Annotated in this window: 24 protein-coding genes; 11 read left to right on the top strand and 13 right to left on the bottom strand. The window is 67.4% G+C overall.

What is annotated here, in order from left to right; all coding sequences use genetic code 11:
* Positions 1-20 precede the first annotated feature (20 nt).
* Positions 21-1,580 (top strand): L,D-transpeptidase family protein, encoded by a 1,560-nt coding sequence (locus V8J38_RS05695; protein WP_291776599.1) that lies wholly within the window; start codon positions 21-23, stop codon positions 1,578-1,580.
* 9 nt (positions 1,581-1,589) lie between these two features.
* On the opposite strand, the gene V8J38_RS05690 is transcribed toward V8J38_RS05695, so the two are convergent.
* Together V8J38_RS05690 and V8J38_RS05685 are read right to left on the bottom strand one after the other, a co-directional pair.
* Complete coding sequence (locus V8J38_RS05690) at positions 1,590-1,994, bottom strand: DUF1465 family protein (protein ID WP_374558940.1); 405 nt, start codon at positions 1,992-1,994, stop codon at positions 1,590-1,592.
* A gap of 207 nt (positions 1,995-2,201) precedes the next feature.
* A complete protein-coding gene (locus V8J38_RS05685; protein ID WP_291776601.1) occupies positions 2,202-2,405 on the bottom strand; it encodes a DUF1192 domain-containing protein in 204 nt (67 codons plus the stop codon).
* Positions 2,406-2,487: 82 nt separating this feature from the next.
* On the opposite strand from V8J38_RS05685, the gene V8J38_RS05680 reads away from it, so the two are divergent.
* Positions 2,488-3,459, top strand: coding sequence for an NAD(P)H-quinone oxidoreductase (locus V8J38_RS05680; RefSeq protein ID WP_338578239.1), 972 nt, complete (start codon positions 2,488-2,490; stop codon positions 3,457-3,459).
* A gap of 58 nt (positions 3,460-3,517) precedes the next feature.
* On the opposite strand, the gene V8J38_RS05675 is transcribed toward V8J38_RS05680, so the two are convergent.
* Positions 3,518-4,144, bottom strand: a complete 627-nt coding sequence (locus tag V8J38_RS05675) for a beta/gamma crystallin-related protein (protein WP_291776606.1) — start codon at positions 4,142-4,144, stop codon at positions 3,518-3,520.
* A 216-nt stretch (positions 4,145-4,360) separates the two neighbouring features.
* Here V8J38_RS05675 and V8J38_RS05670 point away from each other — a divergent pair, with 216 nt between their 5' ends.
* Positions 4,361-5,029 (top strand): DUF1013 domain-containing protein, encoded by a 669-nt coding sequence (locus tag V8J38_RS05670; protein WP_338578237.1) that lies wholly within the window; start codon positions 4,361-4,363, stop codon positions 5,027-5,029.
* 80 nt (positions 5,030-5,109) lie between these two features.
* Here the strand turns inward: V8J38_RS05670 and V8J38_RS05665 are convergent, their stop codons facing one another.
* Entirely contained in the window at positions 5,110-5,283 is a 174-nt protein-coding gene (locus tag V8J38_RS05665; protein ID WP_291776611.1) for a YdcH family protein, read from the bottom strand.
* A 126-nt stretch (positions 5,284-5,409) separates the two neighbouring features.
* Here V8J38_RS05665 and V8J38_RS05660 point away from each other — a divergent pair, with 126 nt between their 5' ends.
* The 4 genes from V8J38_RS05660 to V8J38_RS05645 all read left to right on the top strand — a co-directional run bounded on the left by V8J38_RS05660 (position 5,410) and on the right by V8J38_RS05645 (position 7,087).
* Positions 5,410-6,015 (top strand): UbiX family flavin prenyltransferase, encoded by a 606-nt coding sequence (locus V8J38_RS05660; RefSeq protein ID WP_338578596.1) that lies wholly within the window; start codon positions 5,410-5,412, stop codon positions 6,013-6,015.
* Positions 6,012-6,482 carry a TIGR02444 family protein gene (locus tag V8J38_RS05655; protein WP_338578235.1) on the top strand — a complete coding sequence of 157 codons (471 nt, stop codon included), beginning with the start codon at positions 6,012-6,014 and terminating at the stop codon, positions 6,480-6,482. Before V8J38_RS05660 ends, V8J38_RS05655 begins: the two co-directional genes overlap by 4 nt.
* A 39-nt stretch (positions 6,483-6,521) precedes the next feature.
* Entirely contained in the window at positions 6,522-6,746 is a 225-nt protein-coding gene (locus V8J38_RS05650) for a YdcH family protein (RefSeq protein ID WP_025978184.1), read from the top strand.
* 77 nt (positions 6,747-6,823) lie between these two features.
* On the top strand, positions 6,824-7,087 hold the full coding sequence (locus tag V8J38_RS05645; RefSeq protein WP_338578234.1) for a hypothetical protein: 264 nt from the start codon (positions 6,824-6,826) through the stop codon (positions 7,085-7,087).
* 43 nt (positions 7,088-7,130) lie between these two features.
* Here V8J38_RS05645 and V8J38_RS05640 read toward each other — a convergent pair whose 3' ends face one another.
* From V8J38_RS05640 to V8J38_RS05625, 4 genes are all read right to left on the bottom strand, one after another.
* On the bottom strand, positions 7,131-7,604 hold the full coding sequence (locus V8J38_RS05640) for an Lrp/AsnC ligand binding domain-containing protein (protein WP_291776619.1): 474 nt from the start codon (positions 7,602-7,604) through the stop codon (positions 7,131-7,133).
* A 115-nt stretch (positions 7,605-7,719) separates the two neighbouring features.
* Positions 7,720-9,513, bottom strand: a complete 1,794-nt coding sequence (locus V8J38_RS05635; RefSeq protein ID WP_338578233.1) for a DUF885 domain-containing protein — start codon at positions 9,511-9,513, stop codon at positions 7,720-7,722.
* A gap of 89 nt (positions 9,514-9,602) precedes the next feature.
* Positions 9,603-12,551: a TonB-dependent receptor domain-containing protein gene (locus V8J38_RS05630; protein WP_338578232.1), complete on the bottom strand. Its 2,949-nt coding sequence runs from the start codon at positions 12,549-12,551 to the stop codon at positions 9,603-9,605.
* Between the two features lie 79 nt (positions 12,552-12,630).
* Positions 12,631-14,298: an amidohydrolase family protein gene (locus V8J38_RS05625; protein ID WP_338578231.1), complete on the bottom strand. Its 1,668-nt coding sequence runs from the start codon at positions 14,296-14,298 to the stop codon at positions 12,631-12,633.
* 385 nt (positions 14,299-14,683) lie between these two features.
* Between V8J38_RS05625 and V8J38_RS05620 the strand changes: the two genes are divergently transcribed.
* Positions 14,684-16,087 carry an amino acid permease gene (locus tag V8J38_RS05620; protein ID WP_291776626.1) on the top strand — a complete coding sequence of 468 codons (1,404 nt, stop codon included), beginning with the start codon at positions 14,684-14,686 and terminating at the stop codon, positions 16,085-16,087.
* Positions 16,088-16,130: 43 nt separating this feature from the next.
* Here the strand turns inward: V8J38_RS05620 and V8J38_RS05615 are convergent, their stop codons facing one another.
* Positions 16,131-16,733 (bottom strand): GGDEF domain-containing protein, encoded by a 603-nt coding sequence (locus V8J38_RS05615; protein WP_312220880.1) that lies wholly within the window; start codon positions 16,731-16,733, stop codon positions 16,131-16,133.
* 127 nt (positions 16,734-16,860) lie between these two features.
* Between V8J38_RS05615 and purE the strand changes: the two genes are divergently transcribed.
* Together purE and V8J38_RS05605 are read left to right on the top strand one after the other, a co-directional pair.
* Entirely contained in the window at positions 16,861-17,367 is a 507-nt protein-coding gene (gene purE / locus V8J38_RS05610) for a 5-(carboxyamino)imidazole ribonucleotide mutase (RefSeq protein WP_338578230.1), read from the top strand.
* Positions 17,367-18,467: a 5-(carboxyamino)imidazole ribonucleotide synthase gene (locus V8J38_RS05605; RefSeq protein ID WP_338578228.1), complete on the top strand. Its 1,101-nt coding sequence runs from the start codon at positions 17,367-17,369 to the stop codon at positions 18,465-18,467. Before purE ends, V8J38_RS05605 begins: the two co-directional genes overlap by 1 nt.
* 52 nt (positions 18,468-18,519) lie before the next feature.
* On the opposite strand, the gene V8J38_RS05600 is transcribed toward V8J38_RS05605, so the two are convergent.
* Together V8J38_RS05600 and V8J38_RS05595 are read right to left on the bottom strand one after the other, a co-directional pair.
* Positions 18,520-18,870, bottom strand: a complete 351-nt coding sequence (locus V8J38_RS05600) for an endonuclease domain-containing protein (protein ID WP_338578595.1) — start codon at positions 18,868-18,870, stop codon at positions 18,520-18,522.
* Positions 18,871-18,988: 118 nt separating this feature from the next.
* Entirely contained in the window at positions 18,989-19,654 is a 666-nt protein-coding gene (locus V8J38_RS05595; protein WP_338578227.1) for a COQ9 family protein, read from the bottom strand.
* Positions 19,655-19,844: 190 nt separating this feature from the next.
* Here V8J38_RS05595 and rpsU point away from each other — a divergent pair, with 190 nt between their 5' ends.
* Positions 19,845-20,078, top strand: coding sequence for a 30S ribosomal protein S21 (rpsU, locus tag V8J38_RS05590; protein ID WP_087139870.1), 234 nt, complete (start codon positions 19,845-19,847; stop codon positions 20,076-20,078).
* Between the two features lie 131 nt (positions 20,079-20,209).
* Here the strand turns inward: rpsU and V8J38_RS05585 are convergent, their stop codons facing one another.
* On the bottom strand, positions 20,210-21,652 hold the full coding sequence (locus V8J38_RS05585) for an ABC transporter permease (RefSeq protein ID WP_338578225.1): 1,443 nt from the start codon (positions 21,650-21,652) through the stop codon (positions 20,210-20,212).
* Positions 21,649-22,614, bottom strand: a complete 966-nt coding sequence (locus V8J38_RS05580; RefSeq protein ID WP_338578223.1) for an ABC transporter ATP-binding protein — start codon at positions 22,612-22,614, stop codon at positions 21,649-21,651. Before V8J38_RS05580 ends, V8J38_RS05585 begins: the two co-directional genes overlap by 4 nt.
* Positions 22,615-22,635: the final 21 nt, after the last annotated feature.

Below are 22,635 nucleotides of genomic sequence, written 5' to 3'. Positions count from 1 at the left end.
GACCACATGAGTTGCAGACGATGAACCGACGGGAACTGGGCCTTGGCGTCGCCACGACGAGCCTGACGCTGGCGGCGGCGAGCGGAGCGCTGGCCCAGACGCGCACCACCGATCCCCAGATCTTCATCGCGGGCTTCGACGCCCAGGCCGGGCGCCTGCCCGCAGCCCAGCAGGCCGAGGTCCGCGCCGTCTACCAACTGACCCAGGGCAAGCCGATCTGGACGGCCGATCGCCTGCGCGTGCTGCAGGAAGTCGCCGCCGGCGCCGAGCGCCATGGCCTGCCGGCGGGAGACTTCTTCGACTTCGTCGGCCTGGCCGCCGACCGCGAGACGGCCGAGATCCGCACCACCGCCGCCGCCCTGGCCTACGCTCGTGTCCTGGCCGAGGGCCGCATCCGGCCCGAGACGGTCGAAGAGCTGTGGGAGATGCAGAAGAACAGCGTCGACCTGCCGCGCGGTCTGGTCGACGCCGTGGCCGCCAACACGCTGAGCCAGTGGTTCGACGCCCTGCCCCCCACGGACCTGGGCTACACCAATCTGTCGGCCGGCTATGCCCGCTATCGCCGCATCGCCCGTCAGGGCGGCTGGCCCGCCTTCCGCCTGAGCAGCGGCACGATCGAGCCGGGGAGCAGCGACCCGCGCATCCCCGCCTTGACCGCGCGCCTCGCCGCCGAGGGCGACCTGAGCGCCGCCGCCGCCGAGCGGCTGAAGGGCAACCTGGCCTATGGCTCCGAGCTTCAGCAGGCGGTTCGCAGCTTCCAGACGCGTCACGGCCTGGGCTCCGACGGCCGCGTCGGCCCTGCGACTCAGCGTTCCCTGACCGCCACGGCCGAGGACCGCGCCCGCCAGATCGCCCTGAACCTGGAGCGTCGCCGCTGGCTGAAGCGCGAACTCAACCCCGAGCGGATCGAGGTCAACACCGCCGCCGCCATCATGGTCTACTGGAAGGACGGCAAGCCGGTTCACTCCAACCGCGTCATCGTCGGCACCGCCGCCAACCAGACCCCCAGCCTTGAAAAGCCCTTCGCCTCGGTCGTGGCCAATCCGCCGTGGACCGTGCCCATGGGCATCGCCCGGCGCGAGATCCTGCCCAAGGGCCCCGGCTACCTCGCCGCCAACGACATGTACGTCAACGCCGACGGCTGGGTGGTGCAGCGGGCCGGGCCGAAATCGTCCCTGGGCAATGTGAAGTTCGAGCTCCAGGACAGCTACGCCATCTTCCTGCACGACACCCCGGCGCGGGGCGCCTTCAACCTGTCGGTGCGCCAGCGCAGCCACGGCTGCGTGCGGGTGCAGGACGCCATCGGCTTCGCCCGCCTGCTGCTGTCGCCCGACCCCGAACGCCTGGCCGTGTTCGACGCGGCCCAGGCCAGCGGCGAGACCAAGCGCGTGACCACCGGCCGCAACATCGGCGTGCGCTTGCTCTACTGGACCGCCTTCGTCGACGGTCAGGGCCGCGTCGCCTTCCGCGAGGACGTCTACAAGCGCGACGCCAAGCTGGCCGACGCCCTGGGCATCGCCGTCAACCTGCCGCAGGTGGTGGCCGACGCCCCGATCGATCCGGACGAAGTGACGCCGTAAGCGAGGCGCTCAGCCGAAGGCGGCGCGCAGACGATCCATCTGACTCTGCACCGGATTGGCGGGCGCCGTCGCCGGCTCCACATACATCTGCCGGTCCAGGTGCAGCACGCGGTCGTAGAGCTTCTCGGCCCGCACGGCGTATTCGATCAGGGCGATGGGCAGGTCGCCGCGACGCGGCTCCGTCTCCATGCGGCGATCGGCCAGGCGGTAGCGGGGGTCGCCCGCCGCCTCGGCGCTCATATCCTGTTCCCGCACGGCGCGCTGGACCAGCAGCCACGAGGCGATCTGCATCAGCCGCGTGGTCAGCTTCATGCTCTCGCCCGCATAGGACAGGGCCGCCGCCCGCGACAGCAGGCGCGAATCCTGGCGTCCGTCGCCATCCAGATAGGCGGCGGTCTCCTCGACCAGCTCCATGCCTTCGCGGAAGGTGCGCTCGAACAGCTCGGAGCGCGCGAAGTCCAGCACTTCGGCGCCGACAAGGCGCGCCGGGCTCGGTTCAGCTTCGATGGCGGTCACAGGCGTCTATCCACGAATCTCATGCATTCGCTCGCTGCAATCGTCATGCCACGGAAGCTGATCCGACGGGAGGGGGCGGCCGAAACCGTCCCCAACCCGCGCGCCTCAGCGGAAGTTGAACAGCGCATCGGCGGCGCTGCGCTGTGAAGACTTGCCCTGAATGGCGGCGCGCGCGCGGGCGATCTCGGCCTCAAGGGCCGCGATCCGCTCCTGAAGTTCATCCACGGCGTAGAGGTCCAGGTCTTCACGCCCCAGGGCGGCGATGGCCTCGCCGCGCTGCGGCCGGGGCTCCAGATCTTCGAAACTCATCCTCGCCTCCTTGGCCATTACGGGCACGACCTCCTATGTGAACGCCGCATTGAAGCGGAATGCAAGCAAGGGAGGCTGCACCATGCAGGCCATAGAGATCGAAAACGGACGCGGCCCCGCCGACGCCCTGCGCCTGACGACGCGTCCCCTGCCCGCTCCTGCGCCCGGCGAAATCCGCATCCGCGTGCGCGCAGCGGGGGTGAACCGCCCAGACATCGTCCAGCGCGAGGGGCGCTATCCGCCGCCGCCGGGCGCTTCGGACATCCTGGGGCTTGAGGTCGCGGGCGAGGTCGACGCCGTAGGCGAAGGCGTGACGCGCTGGGCGGTCGGCGACCGGGTCTGCGCTCTGCTGGGCGGCGGCGGATACGCCGAATACGCCGTGGTCGACGCCCGCCACGCCCTGCCGATCCCGGACGGCCTCGACTTCATCCAGGCCGCCGCCCTGCCCGAGACCGCCTTCACCGTCTTCGCCAACGTCTTCGAGGGCGGCGGGCTGAAGGCGGGCGAGACCCTGCTGATCCACGGCGCCACCAGCGGCATCGGCGTCATGGCCATCCAGATGGCCAAGGCGGCCGGCGCCCGCGTCATCGCCACCTCGCGCGGGGCCGCCAAGGCCGAGGCCGCCCGCGCCCTGGGCGCCGACGTCAGCCTGGACGCGGCCGAACACGACCTGGCCGCCACCATTCAGGCCGAGGGCGGAGCCGATGTGGTGCTGGACATGGTGGGCGCCGCCTACGCCGAACTGAACCTCAACGCCCTGAAGCCCGGCGGACGCTGGGTGGTGATCGCGACCCTGACGGGCGCGCGGGCCGAGGTCGACCTGATGCGGATCATGTTGAAGCGGATCGTCCTGACCGGCTCGACCCTGCGCAGCCGCCCGGCCGACGAGAAGGCCCGCCTGGCCGCCGCCGTCGAGACTACGGTCTGGCCCTGGATCGCCTCCGGCGCCGTGCGGGCCCAGGTCGAGGCGACCTTCCCCCTGGCCGAGGCCGCCGCCGCCCACGCCCATCTGGAAGCCGGCGCCCACGTCGGCAAGGTCGTGCTGCTGCCCTAAAAAGGAAAAAGGCGGAAAGCCGAAGCCTCCCGCCCTATCCGTCAATCGTCTCTACAGCCTACCAGCGGCCGCCGCTGCGGGCCGGACGCAGGGACGAGATCTTGTCGTTCATCCCCGTATTGCGCAGGTCGCGCATATCGCCGCGCACGATCTCGCAGCGACCGCGATAGTTGGCGTCCTCGCAGACCTCCCAGCTTCCCCGTGACAGGCGGATCGAGCTGATCGCATCGTTCATGCCCAGGTTGCGCAGGTTCGGGACCTCGTTGCGGAAGCTCATCGACTGGCCGCGATAGTCGGCGTCGCGATAGACGGTGATCGAGGACTGGCCCCAACCGCCGTTGCCAGGCCGGCCGTCGTTCCAGCCGCCGCCCGGACGCCCCGGACGGCCGCCGTTCTCGAAGTCGCCCTGAAAGCGGCCGCAGGCCAGACGCCCGTCGCGGTTGACGATCTCTTCGCTGGAGCAGCGCGCCAGTTCGATCGAGGTTTCGCGCATATTGCCCCGCATGTCGCGGCAATCCGCATAGAGGCGGCCGCGATTCACATAGGCCCCCGAGCAGCTCTGGACGTAGGAGCCGCGCGGCGCGCCGCGCGCCTGAACCTGGGCTTCCGCCGAACTCACGTTCACGACGGAGAAACCGCCCGCCGCCATGACCAAACCTGCCGCTGCAACCACGAACTTCTTCATGACACGGTCTCCTTCGAGATCTCTCCCGGCGCACAACGCGCCCTGGCCCTGAATGTTCATCATGCCAGATGAACCTTCGCTGTATGAGGGCGACAGACGACGTTTTCATTTCAACTGAAATCACCTATAAAGGTCTTCTCGCGCCCGGCCGAAAAGGTCGGGCGCCGTCGATTCAAACGCCCGTTTTTTGGGCCGCAACCGCCGGGATCCATGCCCATGACCGACATCCTGATGCCCAAGGCCACCGCGGTCTGGCTGGTGGACAACACCTCGCTCTCGTTCGAGCAGATCGCCGACTTCTGCGGCCTGCACCCGCTCGAAGTGCGCGGCATCGCCGACGGCGACGTGGCGCGCGACATTCGCGGCGCCGACCCCATCGTCAACGGCCAGCTGACCCGCGAAGAGCTGGACAAGGCCCAGAACGATGAAAGCTACCGCATGAAGGCCGTGGTCAGCCGCCACGCCGAACTGCTGAAGCCCGCCAAGTCGGGTCCGAAGTACACGCCGGTCTCGCGCCGTCAGGACCGCCCGGACGCCATCATGTGGTTCGTCCGCAACCACCCGGAAGTGACCGACGCCCAGATCGCCAAGCTGCTGGGCACCACCAAGGCCACGATCGAGAGCGTGCGCAACCGCACCCACTGGAACTCCGCCAACATCAAGCCGGTCGATCCTGTGACCCTGGGCCTGACCGGCCAGCTGCAGCTGGACGAAGTGGTCCGCAAGGCCGCCGACAAGAAGGCCAAGGACGACGCCAAGAACGGGGTCCTCCAGCCCGTCGAGCCTGAGGTCGAGCCGGAAGTCGTCGCTGAGGAAGAGGCCGAGCCGGACTATGGCTCGGGCGCCGAGCCCACGGCCGAGTCGGTGTTCGGTTCACGCGACTGATCTCCTGTCGATCGACAGATACAAAACGGCCCCGGAAGAGCGATCTTCCGGGGCCGTCGTCATTTCAGGTGGGAAGCCCGCTAGTGGGTTCGGGATTCCAGACTGTTGATCTCTTCCTTAAGTCGCAGTTTTCGCTGCTTCAGCTCCCTGAGGTGTGTCGGGTCCGCGGTGGGCCGGCGCATCTCCTGCTGGATGGTCTCATCCAGCGACCGATGGCGATTACCCAATTCGCGAATACGAGCCTCGATGGTCATGGCTTGCGCCTCCATGTCTAAGGGACCACTACACTGAGCGCCCGGTTCGACGAGGTGTGGAATCACATTGCAGTGACCCTCGCCGCTCCGAACACGGACAGGTTGGAGACGAAATTGGCCGATGTTGTGAACACGACCGTTCGGGCGCCGGCGCCCTCTCGGCTAGTCGTTGGAATCTCTGGCGCTTCAGGCGTCGTCTATGGCGCGCGCGTGCTGGACGCCCTGCGCGAACTGGGCGTCGAGAGCCATCTGGTCGTCACCCGCGCCGCCCTGCTCACCTTGTCGCAGGAGACGGATCTCACCCCCGACGAGCTGACGGCCAAGGCGGACGTGGTTCACCGACTGAACGACGTGGGGGCGACCATATCCTCCGGCTCCTTCCGCACCCTGGGCATGATCGTCGCGCCCTGCTCGGTGCGGACCATGAGCGAGATCGCCACCGGCGTGACCTCGACCCTGCTGACCCGCGCCGCCGATGTGACGCTGAAGGAGCGCCGCCTCCTGGTGCTGATGGTGCGCGAGACGCCGCTGCACCTGGGTCATCTGCGCACCATGACGGCCCTGGCCGAGATGGGCGCCGTCATCGCCCCGCCCCTGCCCGCCTTCTACGCCCGTCCCGACAGTCTGGAGCAGATGGTCGACCAGTCGGTCGGGCGAGCGCTGGACGTCTTCGGACTGGACTGGTCGGCCGTGCGCCGCTGGGAAGGGCTGAAAGGCGGGAGCGAGGCATGAGCGACGATCTATGGACCTGGGCCTGCGCCGCCTACGCCGCGCCGGGCGCGGCCGAGGCCTGCCTGTCGCTTCAGGATTATCACGAGCAGAACGTGCCCCTGCTGCTGTGGGCCGCCTGGACCGCCGTCACAGGGCGTCGCCCCGACGAGGAGACCATCGAGGCCGCCTGCGACACCGCCCGCGCCTGGCAGACCACGACCATCGCCCCCCTGCGCGCCGTGCGCCGCACGCTGAAGACGCCCGTGCCGGACCTGGAGACCGACGCTCGCCTGGCCGTGCGCGAACAGGTGAAGACCATCGAACTGGCCGCCGAGCGCCATCTGCTGAACGGGCTCGAAGCCCTGTCGCCCGCCTCGACCGGCGCGTCTCGCCCCCCCGTCGACGCCATGGCCGAAACGGCGCGCCTGTGGGATCGCGTCGTGCCGCGTCCGGCGCTCAGAACCCTGTCCGACCTGCTTCCGACCTGACGCCAGCTCAGCTATAATCCCCCGGTCCGGGGCCTGACGATGAACGACGACGAACCTTACCTGTCCGAAGAAGACGAGGCGCTGCGCGCCGAACTGGCCCGCCTGCTCCAGGAGCACGCCGACCTGGACGCCTCCATCGAGGCGCTCGGCCACATGCCCGCCCCGGATCAACTGATGATCGCCCGGCTGAAGCGCAAGAAGCTGGCCCTGCGCGACGACATCGTGAAACTTCAGGACCAGATCCTGCCCGACATCATCGCGTAGTAAAATAACGGCGGTTATTGACTCTTGTGTCGCTAGAGGTCGAGATGTGCTCGTAACCCACTGGCAGGAGAGAACTGATGCGTATGCGTAAGATTCGAAATGCCGTACTTCTAGCGTCCATCGTGATGACCACGTCGGCGCTGTCTGTCGGCGCCGGGGCCAAAGCCCCCGGCATCATGTACCATCGCACCTTCTACAGCGACGCCACCATGACTGTTCAGGTCGGCTGGTACCGCGACAAGTGCTGGAATGGGAACGTCGTCGCCTCACCGGTCCAAGGCGTCACTTCGCCGTATTATACCCTCGAAGCGATCGGCAGTTGCTCTGGAGGCTACTGGTAAGCTTGGGACGGAGGCGGCTCCACGCTGCCTCCGCGCCCACCCCCTAGAGCGGCAGGACCGAAGTGTCCTTGACCTCTTCCATCACCGCATAGGTGCGGGTCTCGCGCACGCCCGGCATGACGATGAGGGTGTCGGCCAGGAAGACGCGGTAGGCGGCCATGTCCCTCATCCGAACCTTGACCAGATAGTCGAAGCCCCCCGCCACCATGTGGCATTCCAGCACCTCGGGCGAGCGGCGGATGCGCTCGGCGAACTGGTCGAAGATGTCCGAGGTCGTGCGGTCCAGCAGCACCTCGATGAAGATCAGCAGTTCGCGCTCGGCGAACTTCGGGTCGATCAGGGCCGTATAACCGGTGATGACGCCGCGCTCACGCAGGCGGCGCACCCGCTCGAAACAGGATGACGCCGACATGTTGCAGGCGGCGGCCAGATCCTGATTGGTGATCCGTCCATCCTGCTGCAGCACCCGCAGGATGCGGCGGTCGGCGTCGTCCAGCTTGTATTCCCCAGCGCTCATGCGCTCTCCCCCTCTACGCTTTACAGAATCCCGACACTGACAAAGCCGCGCGTGATCCGCAACGCGTCTGTCAGTGTCGGAAGGTCGACGTCTGTCGACGTCGGCCCGGTCTCGATTATTGTCCCGAACGGGCCGCCGCCGCAGCCTGCTTGCTCTGGGCGATGAAGGCCTCCATCTCGGCGGTCATGGCCGGGATGGTGGCGACGCCGATGGCCAACAGATGGTCGTGGAAGGCGCGGATGTCGAAGTCGGCCCCCAGTTCCGCCTCGGCCAGACGGCGCAGGCGCACGATCTCGATCTCGCCCAGCTTGTAGGACAGAGCCTGACCCGGCCAGGTGATGTAGCGGTCGATCTCGGTGCCGACCTCATGGTCGGACAGGGCGGTGTTCTCGCTCAGGAAGGCCACCGCCTGTTCGCGGGTCCAGCCCTTGGAGTGGACGCCGGTGTCGATGACCAGACGCGCCGCGCGCCACATCTCATAGGTCAGGCGGCCGAAGTCCTCATAGGCGTCTTCATAGATGCCCATCTCGACCGCCAGCTTCTCGGTATAGAGGGCCCAGCCCTCGCCGAAGGCCGAGATGTAGGTCTGGGCGCGATAGTCGGGCATGGGCTCATGCTCGCGGCGCAGATTGCCCTGCCAGGCGTGGCCGGGGTTGCACTCGTGCACCGTCAGCGCCGGGATGTTGTAGCGCGGTCGCGACGGCAGGTCATAGGTGTTCAGCAGGCAGACGCCGTTGCCGCCCCGACCGGCCGTGTAATAGGGCGCGATGGCGTCCGGCACCGGGATCAGGCTGAAGGTGTCGCGCGGCTTCAGGTTGAAATACTGGCCGATCTTGCCGTCGACCTTCTTGATGACCCAGGCGCCGTGCCACAGCAGGTGCTCCGGCTTGTCATAATGGAACTGCGGGTCGGTCTTCAGAAAGGTGATGAAGTCGGCGAAGCTGCCGGTCCAGCCGGTGCTGCGCATCACCGTCTCCATCTCGGCCCGGATGCGAGCGACCTCGGCCAGGCCGATCTGATGGATCTGATCCGGCGTCAGGTTGACGCTGGTGTATTGGCGAATCTGCGTCTGATAGAAGTCATCCCCATCCGGCAGACGGTTGGCGCCCAGGGTGTCGCGCGCGCCCGGCACATATTCGTCTCGAATGAAGCTCAGCAGGGTGCGGTGCGCCGGCACGACCTGCTGCTGGATCACCTGGACAGCAGCGGCGCGCAAACGCGCCTTGTCCGCCTCGGCCATGGTCGCGGGCATGGTCAGGAAGGGCTTGTAGAAAGGATTCTGCGTGACGTCCGTCGGTTCCGTGACCGCCAGGATCGACACGTCGCGGCCCACCAGAGAGGCCTTCGGCTGGGTGAAGCCGCGCGCCAGGCCGGCGCGCATATTGGTGATCTGTTGATCGAAATAGCGCGGCGTGTCCCGCATCTGGGACAGATAGCGCTCATAGTCCTCGACCGAGGTGAAGGTCGCATTGCCCATCCCCGTCAGCGACGACCAGAACGAGCTGTCCGAGTTGAACGGCATCTCATAAAGCCGGTGACGGCCGTCATCGACGAAGTTGTCGATCTGATGCTTGTAGACGGCGTAGTTGGTGCGCTGGTTCGGCGACAACTGCTCGGGCGAGATGGCCTCGAGACGGCGCTGCACGGCCGTCCAGTATTCCAGACGACGCTGCTGGGTGGCGGCGCTGACGTCCGGCAGGGTGCTGGGTTTGGACGCCCGCGACGGAATCTCTTTCTGACGCCAGGCCCACTCCTCGGCGGCGATGGCCTCGAACTGGGCGTCCAGGGCCGAGGGCGCGGCGGCGGCCGAAGCCGAAGCGGCCCGGGCCTGTTGTGGAGCGGCTACGCCCCCTACGGCCAGAATTCCGACAGCGACCGCCAGGGCCCCGAAAGCAGTGAGAGACTTCATCGTCTTTCCCCCCGAAAAACACAGGGACGCCGGGCGGCGTCCGATAAGGCAAGAAGCCGCCCGTCACCGGGCGGCTTCACTACTCTGGATCAGAATCGGGCGTTCACGCCAACGTAAACGTAACGACCCAGGTTGTTGTAAATGCTGGCGTTGAAGCCATTGTACAGACCCGTCCCGGTCCAGGTGAACGCCGTCTGCGGCGGCGCTTCATTGGTGAAGTTGTTCACACCGGCGAAGACCGAGTAGCGGTCGAAGCGGTATTCAGCCCGGATGTCGTGCGTCAGCCACGACGGGGCCTTCCACACTTCATACGCCCCCACCTTGTCCTGGTTGCTCCGCAGCACGCTGCTCAGATACTGATTGGCGTAGGAGAGCGACAGACGGTCATAGTCCCAGGACACGCGGAAGTTGATCCGGCGCTTGGGATTGGGCGCCTCGCCCGCTTGCTCGTCGCGCACGCTGGCGTCGCCCGGAACCGGGTCATAGGTCAGCTCGTCCAGGAAGCCGGCGGCCGCGCTGAGCGACAGCGAGCCGTAGTCCGGCAGACCCAGCTTCGCCAGATCCGTGCGGTAGGACGCGGTCACGTCCCAGCCCGAGTTGGTGTACTCGGCGACGTTCATGACCTGGTTCACCACGCTGGCGATGTTGCCGTCGGGGCCGCGCGTGACATTGGGACAGAACTGGTTGTCCAGGGTCGGGCTGTCGACGCAGTTGTTGATGATGGTGCGCGCCCCCAGCGAGGCGATCACGTCGCTGATCTTGATGTCGTAGTGATCGACGGTGACCGCCAGGCCCGGCAGGAAGGACGGCGTCAGGACGACGCCCAGGGTCAGGGTTTCCCCCTCTTCCGGACGCAGGTCGGGGTTGCCCTTGCTGATGGCGGGCTTGGTCGCGATCGATTGGGTGAAGCCCGGATCGAGGCCCAGGGCTGCGCAGTTCGCCTTGCGGTTGTCAGGGAAGTTCCCGATGTTCAGGCGCGTCGCGTCGCAAGGGTCATCGAACAGATTGTAGCCTTCGCCGCCGCCGTCGAACAATTCGCTGATGTTCGGCGCCCGCACAGCCTTGGCGTAGTTGGCGCGGAACCGGATGTTGCGGTCGACCGTCCACTCCATGCCCAGGCCGTAGCTGCTGTCGCCGCCCGTGGTGGTGTAGTCCTGGTAGCGATAGGCCGCCGTCAGATCCAGGTATTGGATGAACGGCACATCGGCCAGCAGCGGCAGATTGACCTCGCCGAAGACTTCCTTGGACTCATAGGCGCCCTCGGTCCGGGCCTGTTTGTTCTGGAAGATCAGCCCCTGCTGCGAGCGGATGTCCGGGACCGCGCGGCTGGCTTCCTTGCGCCACTCCACGCCCGCCGCGAAGGCGACCGGCAGGCTGGTTCCGCTGAACAGCGAGGGATAGGAGAACAGCTCGCCGTTGACGCTGGCCACCGCATTCCACTGGCGGATGCGGTCTTTGCGGAGCGTGTAGATGTAGGAATAGTCGATCGCTTCCTGAGAGCCGACATAGGCCCCGAACAGGTTCAGCGGCTGACAGCCCCGCGCCCTCGCATCCACGCTGCGGCAAACGATCTGCCCGTTCTCGCTGACGGCGTCGATCGACTCGTAGAACTCCTTCTGCAGGCGGTCGAAGTTGGTGAACTCCGACTCCGTCTGACCGTAGTTGACGTAGGCCTCGAACCGCCAGCCGTTGCTGAAGGCGCCGTCCACGCCGGTCACGAACCGCGTGGTATCGTAGACGCTTTCCGTGGTGCGGATGCCGAAGTCGGTGTCGATGCGGCTGATGTCGAAAAACGTCATATTGGCCTGCGCCAGCATCGTTTTCAGTTCATCAGGCAGGAAGGCGTTGTCCGCCTGGATGCGATAGGCGTTGCCTGTCGACATGCCCGGCGAGCTGTCGGCGAAGGTGCCGTTCCGCGCCTGGCTGCTGGCCTCCATGTGGAAATACTTGGCTTCGGCGAACAGGTTCAGTTCGCTGATGAAGTCGACCGAGGGCTGGAACTGGTGGCGCAGCTGCAGTTCGCCGCCGAAACGCTCGACCGGCGTGCGCAGCATGTCGTCGCGCAGCTTGAAGCCGTCGCCGCCGATCGACAGTTTCTGCTCGCGGCCGGCGCCGTCGTACAGGATCTGGCCGCGGTCGAACGGAACCAGCTTGCCGTCCGGCGTGAAGGTCAGGGCGAAGGCCTGATTGGAGCCGATCGGCGTGACGATCACCGGGGTGAAGAAGTCGTTCTGGGTGTTGGTGTAGACGTCCCGCGCCTGGATGAAGGACGGCAGGCCGTCGTCCGGGCTCTTCTTGTCCGGGTTCGGGATTTCAGCCAGGGCGCTCATGGCGTAGTCGCGCTCGTGGCGGAACAGGCCCTCGGACTTGTCATAGGTCAGGGCGCCCATGATGTTGGTCCGGTCGTCGTTGAAGTTCCGCCCCACCGCGACCGAGCCGTAGTAGGTGTTCGGGCCGTCGGCCGAACCATACTGCGACTGGAAGGCGACGCCGTCGAAGTCCTGCTTGGTGATGAAGTTGACCACCCCGGCCACGGCGTCGGCGCCATAGACGGCCGAGGAGCCGCCCGTCACCGTGTCGATGCGTGCGATCGTGGTCTTCGAGATGGAGTTGACGTCCACCGCGCTGGTGCCCGCCGAACCGGCGACGTGGCGGCGGCCGTTGACCAGCACCAGGGTGCGGCTCGACCCCAGGTTACGCAGGTTCAGGGTGGCCAGGCCCTGGCCCGACACCGAGTTGGTCGTGCTGGAGGCCGAGGAGCCCAGGCCGACCTGCGGTTGGCGCGTCATGGCGTCGATCAGGTTGGTGACGCCGGTGTTCTCGATTTCCTGGGCGTCGACGACGTTGACCGGGGTCGCGGCCTCGACGTTCGGACGCCGGATACGCGAGCCGGTCACCACGATATCGGCGACGGCGCTGGCTTCCGGCTCGGCGGCCGGCGCTTCGGATTGAGCCCAGGCAGGCTGGGCGGCGGCGGCGGCCGTGACGGCCAGACCGGCGATTATCGTCCCGGTCTTCAGATACGCAGACAGTCTCATTGGATCACCCCTCGTTTTTTGATCTGAACCCAGGCGCGCCGTCCCCATTTCGGCGTCGCCTGCGTCGCTCTTTTTTGGATCAGCGCCCGGCGGACGCCTCTCCCCGTTCGGCTTTCTGCCGATCGACCATGGCCCGGACGTCGGCCAGCAGGGCCGGAGCGTCGTAGGCGACCCCGCGCGCCACCGTCCAACGCACCCCGCCCACCGTCTCGATGCGGTTTTCGGGGCTCAGGCGCTCATGTCCGGTGCCGTAAAGGGTCTTGAAGTTGGCCAGCGGATTCTCGGTCGTGATGACCAGATCCGCGCTCATGCCGGGCCGCACGACGCCGAAGGTCGGCGCCTTGCCCGTCGGCTCGGTCAGGGTCGTCGCTCCGTCCATCGTCGCGGCGCGCACGATCTCCAGCGGGTTGAAGCCCGCCTCCTGCAGCAGTTCCAGCTCTTCAATGTAGCCGAAGCCGTAGAGCTTCCAGATGAAGCCGGAATCCGACCCCACCGTCACCCGGCCGCCGATCTTCTTGTAGTCGTTCACCAGACGCATGAACCGCTCATAGAAGCGGCGCCACGCCACCTCGTTCGAGGTCGTCCAGTCGAAGAAGTAGCTGCCGTGGTTATCGCGCGTGGACTGGAAATAGTCCGCCAGCGTCGGCAGGGTGTAGATCTGATGCCACGGCGCATTGCGCGCCCGCATCAGGTCGCGCGACGCCGCATAGATGGTCATCGTCGGGTCGAAGACGACGCCGGTCGCCTTCTGCTCCTCCAGGTATTCGAACCACTGCGGCGTGCCGGGCTCGACCTCCTTCCAGATTTCCGCAGCCTCGCCGAAGCGCATCTGCTCATCGTAGAAGTTGTAGTCGGTCGGATAGTTCTGGATGCTGCGACCGCCCAGCAGGGCTTCGAAGTGACCGTAGAAGTGGGTCACCGTGCCGAGGCCCGCCTCGGCCAGATCGCGCGCGTTCAACTGGGCCACGCCCGGCTGGGCGATGTGGGCCACCGTGCCCATGCCGTTCTTCTTGGCCTCGTCGATGGCGGCCAGGACCACCTCGGGCGTTTCATCGCCGCGCAGGAAGAATTTGATCCCGTCGATGCCGTTGGCCGCGCCCCAGCGCACCCATTCGCGCGCCATCTGCTCATTGCGGATGCGGCCGCGCGACCAGCCCGAACCCAGGGTCTGATAGTTGAAGATGCGCGGCGCGACGATCTCGCCGCGCGCCGAGCGGGTCTTTTCCGATACGGCGATGTCCTGCGGCGCCAGGCTGACGCCGCGCACCGTGGTCACCCCGTGGGCCAGCCACAGCTTGTAGACATACTCCAGGTCCGGCGCCTTCTGCGGGCTGCCGCCATGGGCGTGGGCGTCGACAAAGCCCGGCATGACATACATGCCGCGCGCGTCGATCTCGTGCGCCGCGTTCAGCGGCGGTCGCCCCTCGCGCTCCGGCAGGCCCGGCCAGCCCGCCTGGATGATGTCGGTGATCTTGTCGTTCTCGATGACGATATCGACCGGCCCCATCGGCGGCGCGCCCGTGCCGTCGATCAACATGGCGCCGCGCACCACCATCAGCGGATAGGGACCGAAGCCCTCGTCGGCGCGCCGCGGCGGGGCCGGATTGAGCGTAGCGCGTGCCGGCGCCGCCTGGGTTTGGGTCTGGGCCAGCACCGCGCCCGGCGCACCCGCCAGCAGCAGCAGCGCAGCCGCGCAGACAGCCCCCGCCCTCTTTAAGACAGCCTTCGCCCCTGTCGTGGTCCGCAAGCCGCAATCCCTCCCAAGATCGGGGGCCGCAGCCCCTGCAAGCGTCTGTCCGGCGCTTGGCCGGCTCCTTGAATCGCTACCATTCCGAGGGAAGCATGAGCTTCGGATATTGTAGTTATGACGAAATAAAATTCACAAGAGCTTCGAAAAACTGAGCCATCTTCGAAATGCGCAATTTCAGGCGCAATGCGGGATAGAGGCGTTGTTTCTGCGGTAAATCTGAATTTATGATCCAATGATCAGGATATAAAGCGGCCTTTCAGGGTCGTTTTTTCTGTTGCGGCATAGCTTGGCGCCCCCAGGTTATCGCCAATAATGCTACGGAAAAACGCCGTTATTCCGAATATTTTTACAATCGCCGCCAAGGATCGTCCGGGGGAGACGCATGAGTTTCATGACACGCCGCAAGGCTCTGCCTGCGCTGGGGGGCGCAGCGCCCAAAGCCCACGGGCTCAAGCCGACCCTGTCCTGGCCCCACCTGGTGGCCTTGGGCGTCGGCGCCATCGTGGGGACCGGCATCTACACCCTGATCGGCGTCGGGGCCGAACGGGCGGGGCCGGCGGTCATGCTGGCCTTCGTCATCGCGGGCGTCGTCTGCGTCTGCGCCGCCCTGGCCTACGCCGAGCTGGCGACCATGATCCCGGAATCGGGTTCGGCCTACACCTATTCCTACACCACCCTGGGCGAGGGAGCGGCCTGGATGGTCGGGTGGAGCCTGATCCTGGAATACACCGTGGTCTGCTCCGCAGTGGCCGTGGGCTGGGCGGGCTACTTCTCCGGCATGATGGAGGGGATCGGCATGGGCCTGCCCGCCGTGCTGACCTCGGCGCCGTCGCAGGGCGGCATCGTCAACCTGCCCGCCGTGATCATCGTCGCCGCCGTGGCGGGCCTGCTGGTCGCCGGCACGCGTGAGAGCGCCTCGATCAACGCCGTGCTGGTGGTGGTCAAGATCGCGGCCCTGATCGCCTTCGTGGCGATCGCCCTGCCCCACTTCAACCCGGACAACCTCAAGCCCTTCATGCCCTACGGCTTCTCGCACGGGGTCGGCGGCCAGATGGGCGTCATGGCGGCGGCGGCCATCATCTTCTTCGCCTTCTACGGCTTCGACGCCGTGGCCACGGCGGCGGAAGAAACCCGCAATCCCGCCCGCGACCTGACCATCGGCATCATCGGTTCGATGGTGGCCTGCGTCGCCATCTACATGGCCGTGGCCATCGCCGCCCTGGGCGCCATGCCCTTCACCGAGTTCATGAAGTCGCCCGAGCCCCTGTCGCACATCGCCCGCACGGTCGGATCGGACCTGTGGGCCACCCTGATCGCCGGCGCCGCGGTCGTCGCCCTGCCCACCGTCATCCTGGCCTTCATGTTCGGCCAGAGCCGCATCTTCTTCGTCATGGCCCGCGACGGCCTGCTGCCCCGCAGCCTAGCCCATGTCTCCAAGCGCTCGGGCGGGCCGGTCCGCGTCACCGCCGGCACCGCCGTGCTGATGGCGATCATCGCCGGCTTCATCCCCCTGGGCGATCTGGCCGCCCTGGCCAATGCGGGGACCCTGGTCGCTTTCGCCTCGGTGGGTCTGTGCCTGATCGTGCTGCGCCGGCGCGAACCTGGTCGTCCGCGCGTCTTCCGCGCGCCGGTCTGGTGGCTGGTCGGGCCGGTGGCCATCGCCGGCTGCGTCTATCTGTTCTTCAGCCTGCCCGCTTCGACCCAGATCAACTTCGTCATCTGGAATGTGATCGGGGTGGTCGTCTATCTGCTCTACAGCCGACGCAACAGCCTGCTGAACGGCTAAGGAAAAAGGGCGCCGAGCTGACCTCGGCGCCCTTTTCAATTCGTCATCGAGTCGCTTCCGGCCGCGCCTTCTTCCGCAGCCACATGGCCGCGTCCGCTTCGGACAGCCAGACCTCGGCGTCCGCCTGTCCGGCGAAGGCGCGCACGCCGAACGAGCCGCCCAGGGGCAGACGCTCGCCTTCCCAGACAAAGCCGTCGCTGTTCAGCGCCTCGCTCAGCCGTCGCGCCTTCTCGCGACCTTCCTCAGCCCCTGCGTTCATCAGCACCACGGTGAACTCGTCGCCGCCCATCCGGCCCACGGCGTCGGATTCGCGCACGTTCGCCAGCAGCAGCTCGGCCACGGCGATCAGGGCGGCGTCCCCCGCCGCATGGCCCAAGTCGTCGTTGACCCCCTTGAACCCGTCCAGGTCGAGATACAGCAACGCCGCCTCGACTCCGTGGCGTCGGCAATAGGCCAGGTTGCGCGCCAGAACCGCCATGAAGCCCCGCCGGTTCAGCGCCGGCGTCAACACGTCGTGGTCCGCCAAGGCCTCGGCCCGCTCCGCCCGTTCGGTCAGGGCCGCCACCTCGGCGCGCAGGCGCGCGATCTCAGCCTGCGATTCCGCATCGGCGCCCGCAGCGGTCGTCTGTTCGGCCAGGTGGTTCAAGGCGGGCTCCGGCGTCGCATTTCCGGCCGACTCAAGCCCCCGCGACGCAGCTGAGTCTAGCGTCCTCGGTTGCGGGCGCAACGCGGGTGCTGTAACGGGCCGCTTTCCGCTTGGGGAGCCTTTGCGCATGACCGCCTCCACGCCGCCCGTTTCAACGACTCCGGTCGCCATCATCATGGGCAGCCGCTCGGACTGGCCCACGATGAAGCTGGCCGCCGACCGCCTGGACCAGTTGGGCGTCGCCTGGGAGGCCAAGGTCGTCAGCGCGCACCGCACGCCCCAGCGCCTCTATGACTTCGCCACCACGGCCAAGGCGAACGGCTTCAAGGTCATTATCGCCGGCGCCGGCGGCGCGGCCCACCTGCCCGGCATGGCCGCCTCCATGACCGATCTGCCGGTGCTGGGCGTGCCGGTCCAGTCCAAGGCGCTGAAGGGCCTCGATTCCCTGCTGTCGATCGTCCAGATGCCCGGCGGCGTGCCGGTCGCCACCCTGGCCATCGGCGAGGCGGGCGCCGCCAACGCCGGAATTCTAGCGGCGCAGATCCTGGCCCTGTCCGATTCCGCCCTGGCCGAGCGCCTGTCGGCCTTCCGCGCCGCCCAGACCGAATCCGTCGCCGAAAGCGTCGAGGACTGATGCCCGATCTTCCCCTGCCTCCCGGTTCGACCCTCGGCATTCTCGGCGGGGGCCAGTTGGGACGGATGCTGAGTCAGGCCGCCTCGCGTCTCGGCTTCGACGTGGTGATTCTCGACCCCCAGCCCGACAGCCCGGCCGCCCGTGTCTCTCGCGCCCAGATCACCGCCCCCTATGACGACCCCGACGCGCTGCAGGCGCTGGGCCGCCTGTGCGACGTCGTCACCTTCGAATTCGAGAACGTCCCCGCCGCCTCGGTCGAGACCCTGGCCGAAGCGGGCGCCCTGGTCGCGCCGGGACCGACGGCTCTGGCCGTGGCCCAGGACCGGGTGGACGAGAAGACCTATCTCAACGCCGTCGGCGCCCCGACCGTGGCCTTCGCCGCCGTGACCACGCTGGACGACCTGACCGCCGCCATCGAACGCTTAGGCCTGCCCGCCCTGCTGAAGACCCGGCGCGAGGGCTATGACGGCAAGGGCCAGGTCTGGATCCGCGACGCCGCCGACGCCGAGGCCGCCTTCGACGCCATCGGCCGCCGCCCCGCCGTGCTGGAAGCCGCCGCCGTGTTCCAGCGCGAGTTGTCGGTCATCGCCGCGCGCGGCCGGGACGGCGCCGTCGCCGTCTATCCTCTGGGCGAGAACGTCCACCAGAACGGGGTGCTGAAGACCACCACCGCCCCCGCCGCCGTCGATCCGGCCACGCAAAGACGCGCCGAAGCGATCGCCGCTGCGGTGCTGGACGGCCTCGACTACATCGGCGTCATGGGCATCGAACTGTTCGACATGGGCGACGGCGAACTGCTGGTGAACGAGGTCGCCCCGCGCGTCCACAACACCGGCCACTGGACCCAGGACGGCTGCGTCTGCGACCAGTTCGAGCAGCACATCCGGGCTGTCGTCGGCTGGCCGCTGGGCCCGAGCAACGCCCACGCCCGCATCGAGATGACCAATCTGCTGGGCGATGAGGTCGAGCAGTGGCGGACGCTGGCCGCCGAGCCCAACGCCCGCCTGCACCTCTATGGCAAGCACGACGCCCGGCCGGGGCGGAAGATGGCGCACATCAACCGCATTTTCGGAACCCTCTCCCGATGGGAGAGGGCTTGAGCCTCCAAGAGCCAGAGGCGATTGGCTAAGGCGAAAGGGTGAGGGTCGGCGGTCAGCCGTTCAGACGCCGCGCATGCAACCTCACCGCTTCGATCAGTAACTCCGGCGCTTCGTAGACCTGATCATTGGTCACACGGATCACGGTCCAGCCCAACGCCTCCAGCGCCTGTTGCCGTTCGAGATCGCGCACCGCCACATCATCCAGACGATGCACCCCGCCGTCGATCTCGATAATCAAACGCAACCGATCGCAGGCGAAGTCCACAAAATACGGTCCGACAGGATGCTGGCGCCGGAACTTGTGGCCGCCGACCTTCGCCCCGCGCAAAAGCGCCCAGACACGTTCCTCCGCGCGCCCGGAAGACTGGCGCAACCCGCGCGCACGGTCGGTTCGCGAGGACATCATGAAAGGACTGTGCGGACGGCGAGAGAGAACGGCAAGCCGGGAACCCTCACCCTTTCGCCTTGCCAATCGCTTCGCTCTTGGAGGCTCAAGCCCTCTCCCATCGGGAGAGGGTCGCCTATGCCTTCGCGCCGTAGCGCAGCCGCCCCAACACGTCGGTGATCGCATTGATCGGCGCGTCGAAATCCTTGCCCGCCTTCCACTTCTCGAAGGCCATGACGTTTTCGATGCGGCGGGCGACGAAGGCTTCCGCCGCCTCGCGGCCGTCGAACCAGCGCATGGTCAGGGCGGGAATCAGGATGCCGCCGAGAATCGCCCGCTTGGAGTAGTGATTCTGGTCCGTCGCCGTGTCGCCGGCCCAGCGCCACAGATGGTCCGCCGTCTCCCACGCCAGCTTGAAGCCCAGGTCGACGTTGGTCGGCAGGCTGAGGAAGCCCGCGCAGCGCTTGGCCGCCTCGACGTCCTGCGCCCCCGCCTCCATCCGCGCCGAGACGGCGGCGGCGATTCGTTCGCGAATCTTCATCGTGGCGGCGGGCGTCGCCTCCAGCGCCTTCAGGGCGCGGGCGTCGTGACGACGCGACAGCAGGACCGCCAGATCGCGCGGGCCGTTGGGCAGCAGCAGTTCCTGGTCGCCCAGCGACAGGCCGCAGGCCTCGCACGCGGCGCGCGTCAGGCGCGCGTTCCAGCCCAGCGCGGGCGCGCGTTCAATGGCCGCATCCAGAACGGCCTGTTCTGTGCGGTCGGCCCAATCGCCTTTCGGAGCGGTCTCGGCTGTCTCGGTCATGGGCGGCACGATACGCCCATCCGGCGGGCGTTTCGAGCCATCACGATTGGGCGCGACGATCTGGACATGCCCCCCCCGATCATGTATCAGCGCGCCTTCACTTGAGAGGCCCTCCTCTCGAGCGTGGTTTTGTTTTGTCTGCCCGTCTCCCTTGGAAAGGACGCGGCGGGCGGCCAAAGGAGAGAGACCCCTGGTTCAGATTTTTGTCCGCGACAACAATGTCGATCAGGCGCTGAAAGCCCTGAAGAAGAAGATGCAGCGCGAAGGCAGCTTCCGCGAAATGAAGCGTCACGTGCACTTTGAAAAGCCGTCGGAAAAGCGCGCTCGCCAGAAGGCTGAAGCCGTCCGTCGCGCCCGCAAGCTGGCCCGCAAGCGCGCCCAGCGCGAAGGCCTGCTGCCGGCTCCGAAGGGTCGCGGTCGCTAAGACCCGCTGACGCCTGAAAGATCAAAGGCCGCCCCGGATCGCCGGGGCGGCCTTTTTCTTTGTCTGTTGTCTCTACGCTCCCCGCAACCGCGGGATGAGCGGAGAGAGGCAAGACCTCCCTCCCCTGGACCTCACCGTCCGGTCACGGCGCCCATGAAGCTCTTCCAGCTCAGCTTCACGTCCGACAGGGCGCCCGCGCGGAAGGCCCGGCCCGCCGCCCAGATCATCAGGGCCGCGAACAGGAACATCCCGACCAGGCCGCCGATGATCTCGATCAGAGGCGGCCCGCTGGGCGCGCGGGCGGCCATGACGAAGGGGGTGAAGGGCGGGATCAGGCTGATGACCTTCACCACCATGGCGTCCGGGGTGCGGATGGCCATCTGCATGACCAGGATCGGCACGACCAGCACCATCATGATCGGCCCCATCAGGGTCTGGGCGTCGCGCGGCGTGTCGCAGAAGGCCCCGATGGCCGCGAACAGCACCGCATACATCAGATAGCCGCCGACTAGGAACAGCAGGAAGTAGACGAACAGGCCGTCGGTCAGCAGCACCGAGCCGATGTCTCGCGCCACGTCCGGCGCCGTCGCGATCAGGCCGATGGCGCCGATGCCGCCCCAGGCGCCCAACACGGCCAGGGTCAGCAGGGCCACGCCCAGCACCTTGCCCGCCAGGATCTCGGTCGCCGAGGCCGAGGACAGGAGCACCTCCAGGATCTTGTTCGACTTCTCCTCCATCACGCTGTTCAGCAGGATGGAGGCGCCGGTGATGATCAGCGACCACAGGATGAAGCCGACCGCCAGTCCGACGATCACCGGCAGCTTGTCGCGGAACGACACCTCGCCGCCCGACGCCGCGCGCGGCGAGAAGACCGAGACCTCAGGCCGGAACGTCTCCGTCTCGGACACCACCGCCGGGTCGATGCCGCTGGCGACGAAGACGCGGCTGCGGTTGGCGGACTTCAGGGCGTCGCGGATGGCGTCCTCGACCACGTCGTCGGTGGCGCGGCCGGTCCAGACGCGGGCGCCGGGCTTGCCCTCGGTCTCGGTCAGGAAGACCACGGCGTTCAGCTTCTCGCCCTCGGGCGCGTCCTTGTCGACGTAGCGGCGGGCCAGGGCGTCGCGCGCCTCGCCCGGCGCGGCGGCCGTCAGGTCAGCAGGCGCCTCGGCCAGTTCGAACGCGCGCTTGGGCGTCTTGAAGCTTGCCCCGGCGCGCGGCGCCTCCTTCTTCAGCACCTCCAACCCAGCGTCGAAACCGCCCTTCTCGGCGGCCTCGCGCACGCGGTCGCCGCCCGCCGTCCCGGCCTCGGGCACGGCGGCCATGCGCAGGGCGGCGATGTCGGCGCGCCCGCGTTCCGTCTCCAGCGCCTGGCGCACGGCGGCGGCCAGGCCGGACCCGGCCGGGGTTTCATCGATTATAACCGCCTCGCGCACCGGCTCGGCGTGCTTCATCAGGACCGGAATGGCGCCGCCCAGGACGGCGAACAGCGGAAAGGCCAGCAGCGACAGCCAGAAGCCGACCGTCTTGGCGTAGGCTAGGAACTCGCGTCGCGCGATCAGAAGAATCCGGCTCATCGGGCGGCCTCCATCGTGTCAGCCTTGTCGACGGACTGGTCCTCATCCGGGTGGTCGCCGGTCAGGGCGATGAAGGCGTCATGCAGGGTCGGCTCCTTCATCTGGAAGCGCCGCACGTCCAGCCCGCCCAGGAAGGCGGCGCGCAGGGCGCCTTGCGCTTCGGCTCCCGGCGTCAGGCCGACGCGGAGGATGCTGACGGCGCCGTCCTCAGCCAGGGTCTCGATGCCGCTGACGCCCGGCAGGGCGGTCACCGCGTTGCGGTCCAGCGCCCCTTCAAGCTCCAGAAAGCGCGGCGAAGTCGCCCGCGCCTCATCCACCGTGCCCTCGAACGCCTTACGCCCGCGAGCCAGCAGCACCACCTTGTCGCACAGGCGCTCGGCGTGCTGCATCACATGGGTCGAGAACAGCACCGTCGCCCCGCTCTCGGCCAGAGCGCGGATCATGGCCTCCAGCCCCTGCTGGTTCATCGGGTCCAGCCCCGAGAACGGCTCGTCCAGAATGACGAACTCCGGCTGATGCACCACAGAGGCGATCAGTTGGACCTTCTGCGCCATGCCCTTGGACAGGTCCTTCATCTTTTTCCGGCTGGCCTCGCCCAGACCCATCTGCTCCAGCATCTCGCGGCCGCGACGGCGGCCTTCGGGCAGCGGCAGGCCCTTCAGGGCGCCGAAGAAGGCGATCGCGTCCACCGGCGTCATCTTCTTGTAGAGGCCCCGCTCCTCGGGCAGGAAGCCGATCCGGTCGCGCACCTTGCGCCCGTCGTCCGCGCCCAGGATGTCGATGCGGCCGCTGGTGGCCGGCTGCAGACCCAGGATCATCCGCAGGGTCGAGGTCTTGCCCGCCCCGTTCGGCCCCAGAAAGCCGCAGATCGAGCCCTTCTCGACCTGAAAGCTCAGGTCGGAGACCGCCTGAAAGCCTCCGTATCTCTTGCTGATTCCGTCCAGCGTCAGCGCCGCGACCATTCGGTCCCCCTGCGATAATCC

The organism is Brevundimonas olei (assembly GCF_037055245.1).
GTDB lineage: Bacteria > Pseudomonadota > Alphaproteobacteria > Caulobacterales > Caulobacteraceae > Brevundimonas > Brevundimonas olei.
The sequence above is the reverse complement of the archived record's forward strand: the minus strand, read 5'-3'. Positions and strand labels throughout refer to the sequence as shown.

Excerpts from the sequence above, each read along its gene's own strand:
- V8J38_RS05695 (WP_291776599.1), top strand. The coding sequence starts at position 21 with ATGAACCGACGGGAACTGGGCCTTGGCGTCGCCACGACGAGCCTGACG.
- V8J38_RS05690 (WP_374558940.1), bottom strand. The coding sequence starts at position 1,994 with ATGGAGCTGGTCGAGGAGACCGCCGCCTATCTGGATGGCGACGGACGC.
- V8J38_RS05685 (WP_291776601.1), bottom strand. The coding sequence starts at position 2,405 with ATGAGTTTCGAAGATCTGGAGCCCCGGCCGCAGCGCGGCGAGGCCATC.
- V8J38_RS05680 (WP_338578239.1), top strand. The coding sequence starts at position 2,488 with ATGCAGGCCATAGAGATCGAAAACGGACGCGGCCCCGCCGACGCCCTG.
- V8J38_RS05675 (WP_291776606.1), bottom strand. The coding sequence starts at position 4,144 with ATGAAGAAGTTCGTGGTTGCAGCGGCAGGTTTGGTCATGGCGGCGGGC.
- V8J38_RS05670 (WP_338578237.1), top strand. The coding sequence starts at position 4,361 with ATGACCGACATCCTGATGCCCAAGGCCACCGCGGTCTGGCTGGTGGAC.
- V8J38_RS05665 (WP_291776611.1), bottom strand. The coding sequence starts at position 5,283 with ATGACCATCGAGGCTCGTATTCGCGAATTGGGTAATCGCCATCGGTCG.
- V8J38_RS05655 (WP_338578235.1), top strand. The coding sequence starts at position 6,012 with ATGAGCGACGATCTATGGACCTGGGCCTGCGCCGCCTACGCCGCGCCG.
- V8J38_RS05650 (WP_025978184.1), top strand. The coding sequence starts at position 6,522 with ATGAACGACGACGAACCTTACCTGTCCGAAGAAGACGAGGCGCTGCGC.
- V8J38_RS05645 (WP_338578234.1), top strand. The coding sequence starts at position 6,824 with ATGCGTATGCGTAAGATTCGAAATGCCGTACTTCTAGCGTCCATCGTG.
- V8J38_RS05640 (WP_291776619.1), bottom strand. The coding sequence starts at position 7,604 with ATGAGCGCTGGGGAATACAAGCTGGACGACGCCGACCGCCGCATCCTG.
- V8J38_RS05635 (WP_338578233.1), bottom strand. The coding sequence starts at position 9,513 with ATGAAGTCTCTCACTGCTTTCGGGGCCCTGGCGGTCGCTGTCGGAATT.
- V8J38_RS05630 (WP_338578232.1), bottom strand. The coding sequence starts at position 12,551 with ATGAGACTGTCTGCGTATCTGAAGACCGGGACGATAATCGCCGGTCTG.
- V8J38_RS05620 (WP_291776626.1), top strand. The coding sequence starts at position 14,684 with ATGAGTTTCATGACACGCCGCAAGGCTCTGCCTGCGCTGGGGGGCGCA.
- purE (WP_338578230.1), top strand. The coding sequence starts at position 16,861 with ATGACCGCCTCCACGCCGCCCGTTTCAACGACTCCGGTCGCCATCATC.
- V8J38_RS05605 (WP_338578228.1), top strand. The coding sequence starts at position 17,367 with ATGCCCGATCTTCCCCTGCCTCCCGGTTCGACCCTCGGCATTCTCGGC.
- V8J38_RS05600 (WP_338578595.1), bottom strand. The coding sequence starts at position 18,870 with ATGTCCTCGCGAACCGACCGTGCGCGCGGGTTGCGCCAGTCTTCCGGG.
- V8J38_RS05595 (WP_338578227.1), bottom strand. The coding sequence starts at position 19,654 with ATGACCGAGACAGCCGAGACCGCTCCGAAAGGCGATTGGGCCGACCGC.
- V8J38_RS05585 (WP_338578225.1), bottom strand. The coding sequence starts at position 21,652 with ATGAGCCGGATTCTTCTGATCGCGCGACGCGAGTTCCTAGCCTACGCC.
- V8J38_RS05580 (WP_338578223.1), bottom strand. The coding sequence starts at position 22,614 with ATGGTCGCGGCGCTGACGCTGGACGGAATCAGCAAGAGATACGGAGGC.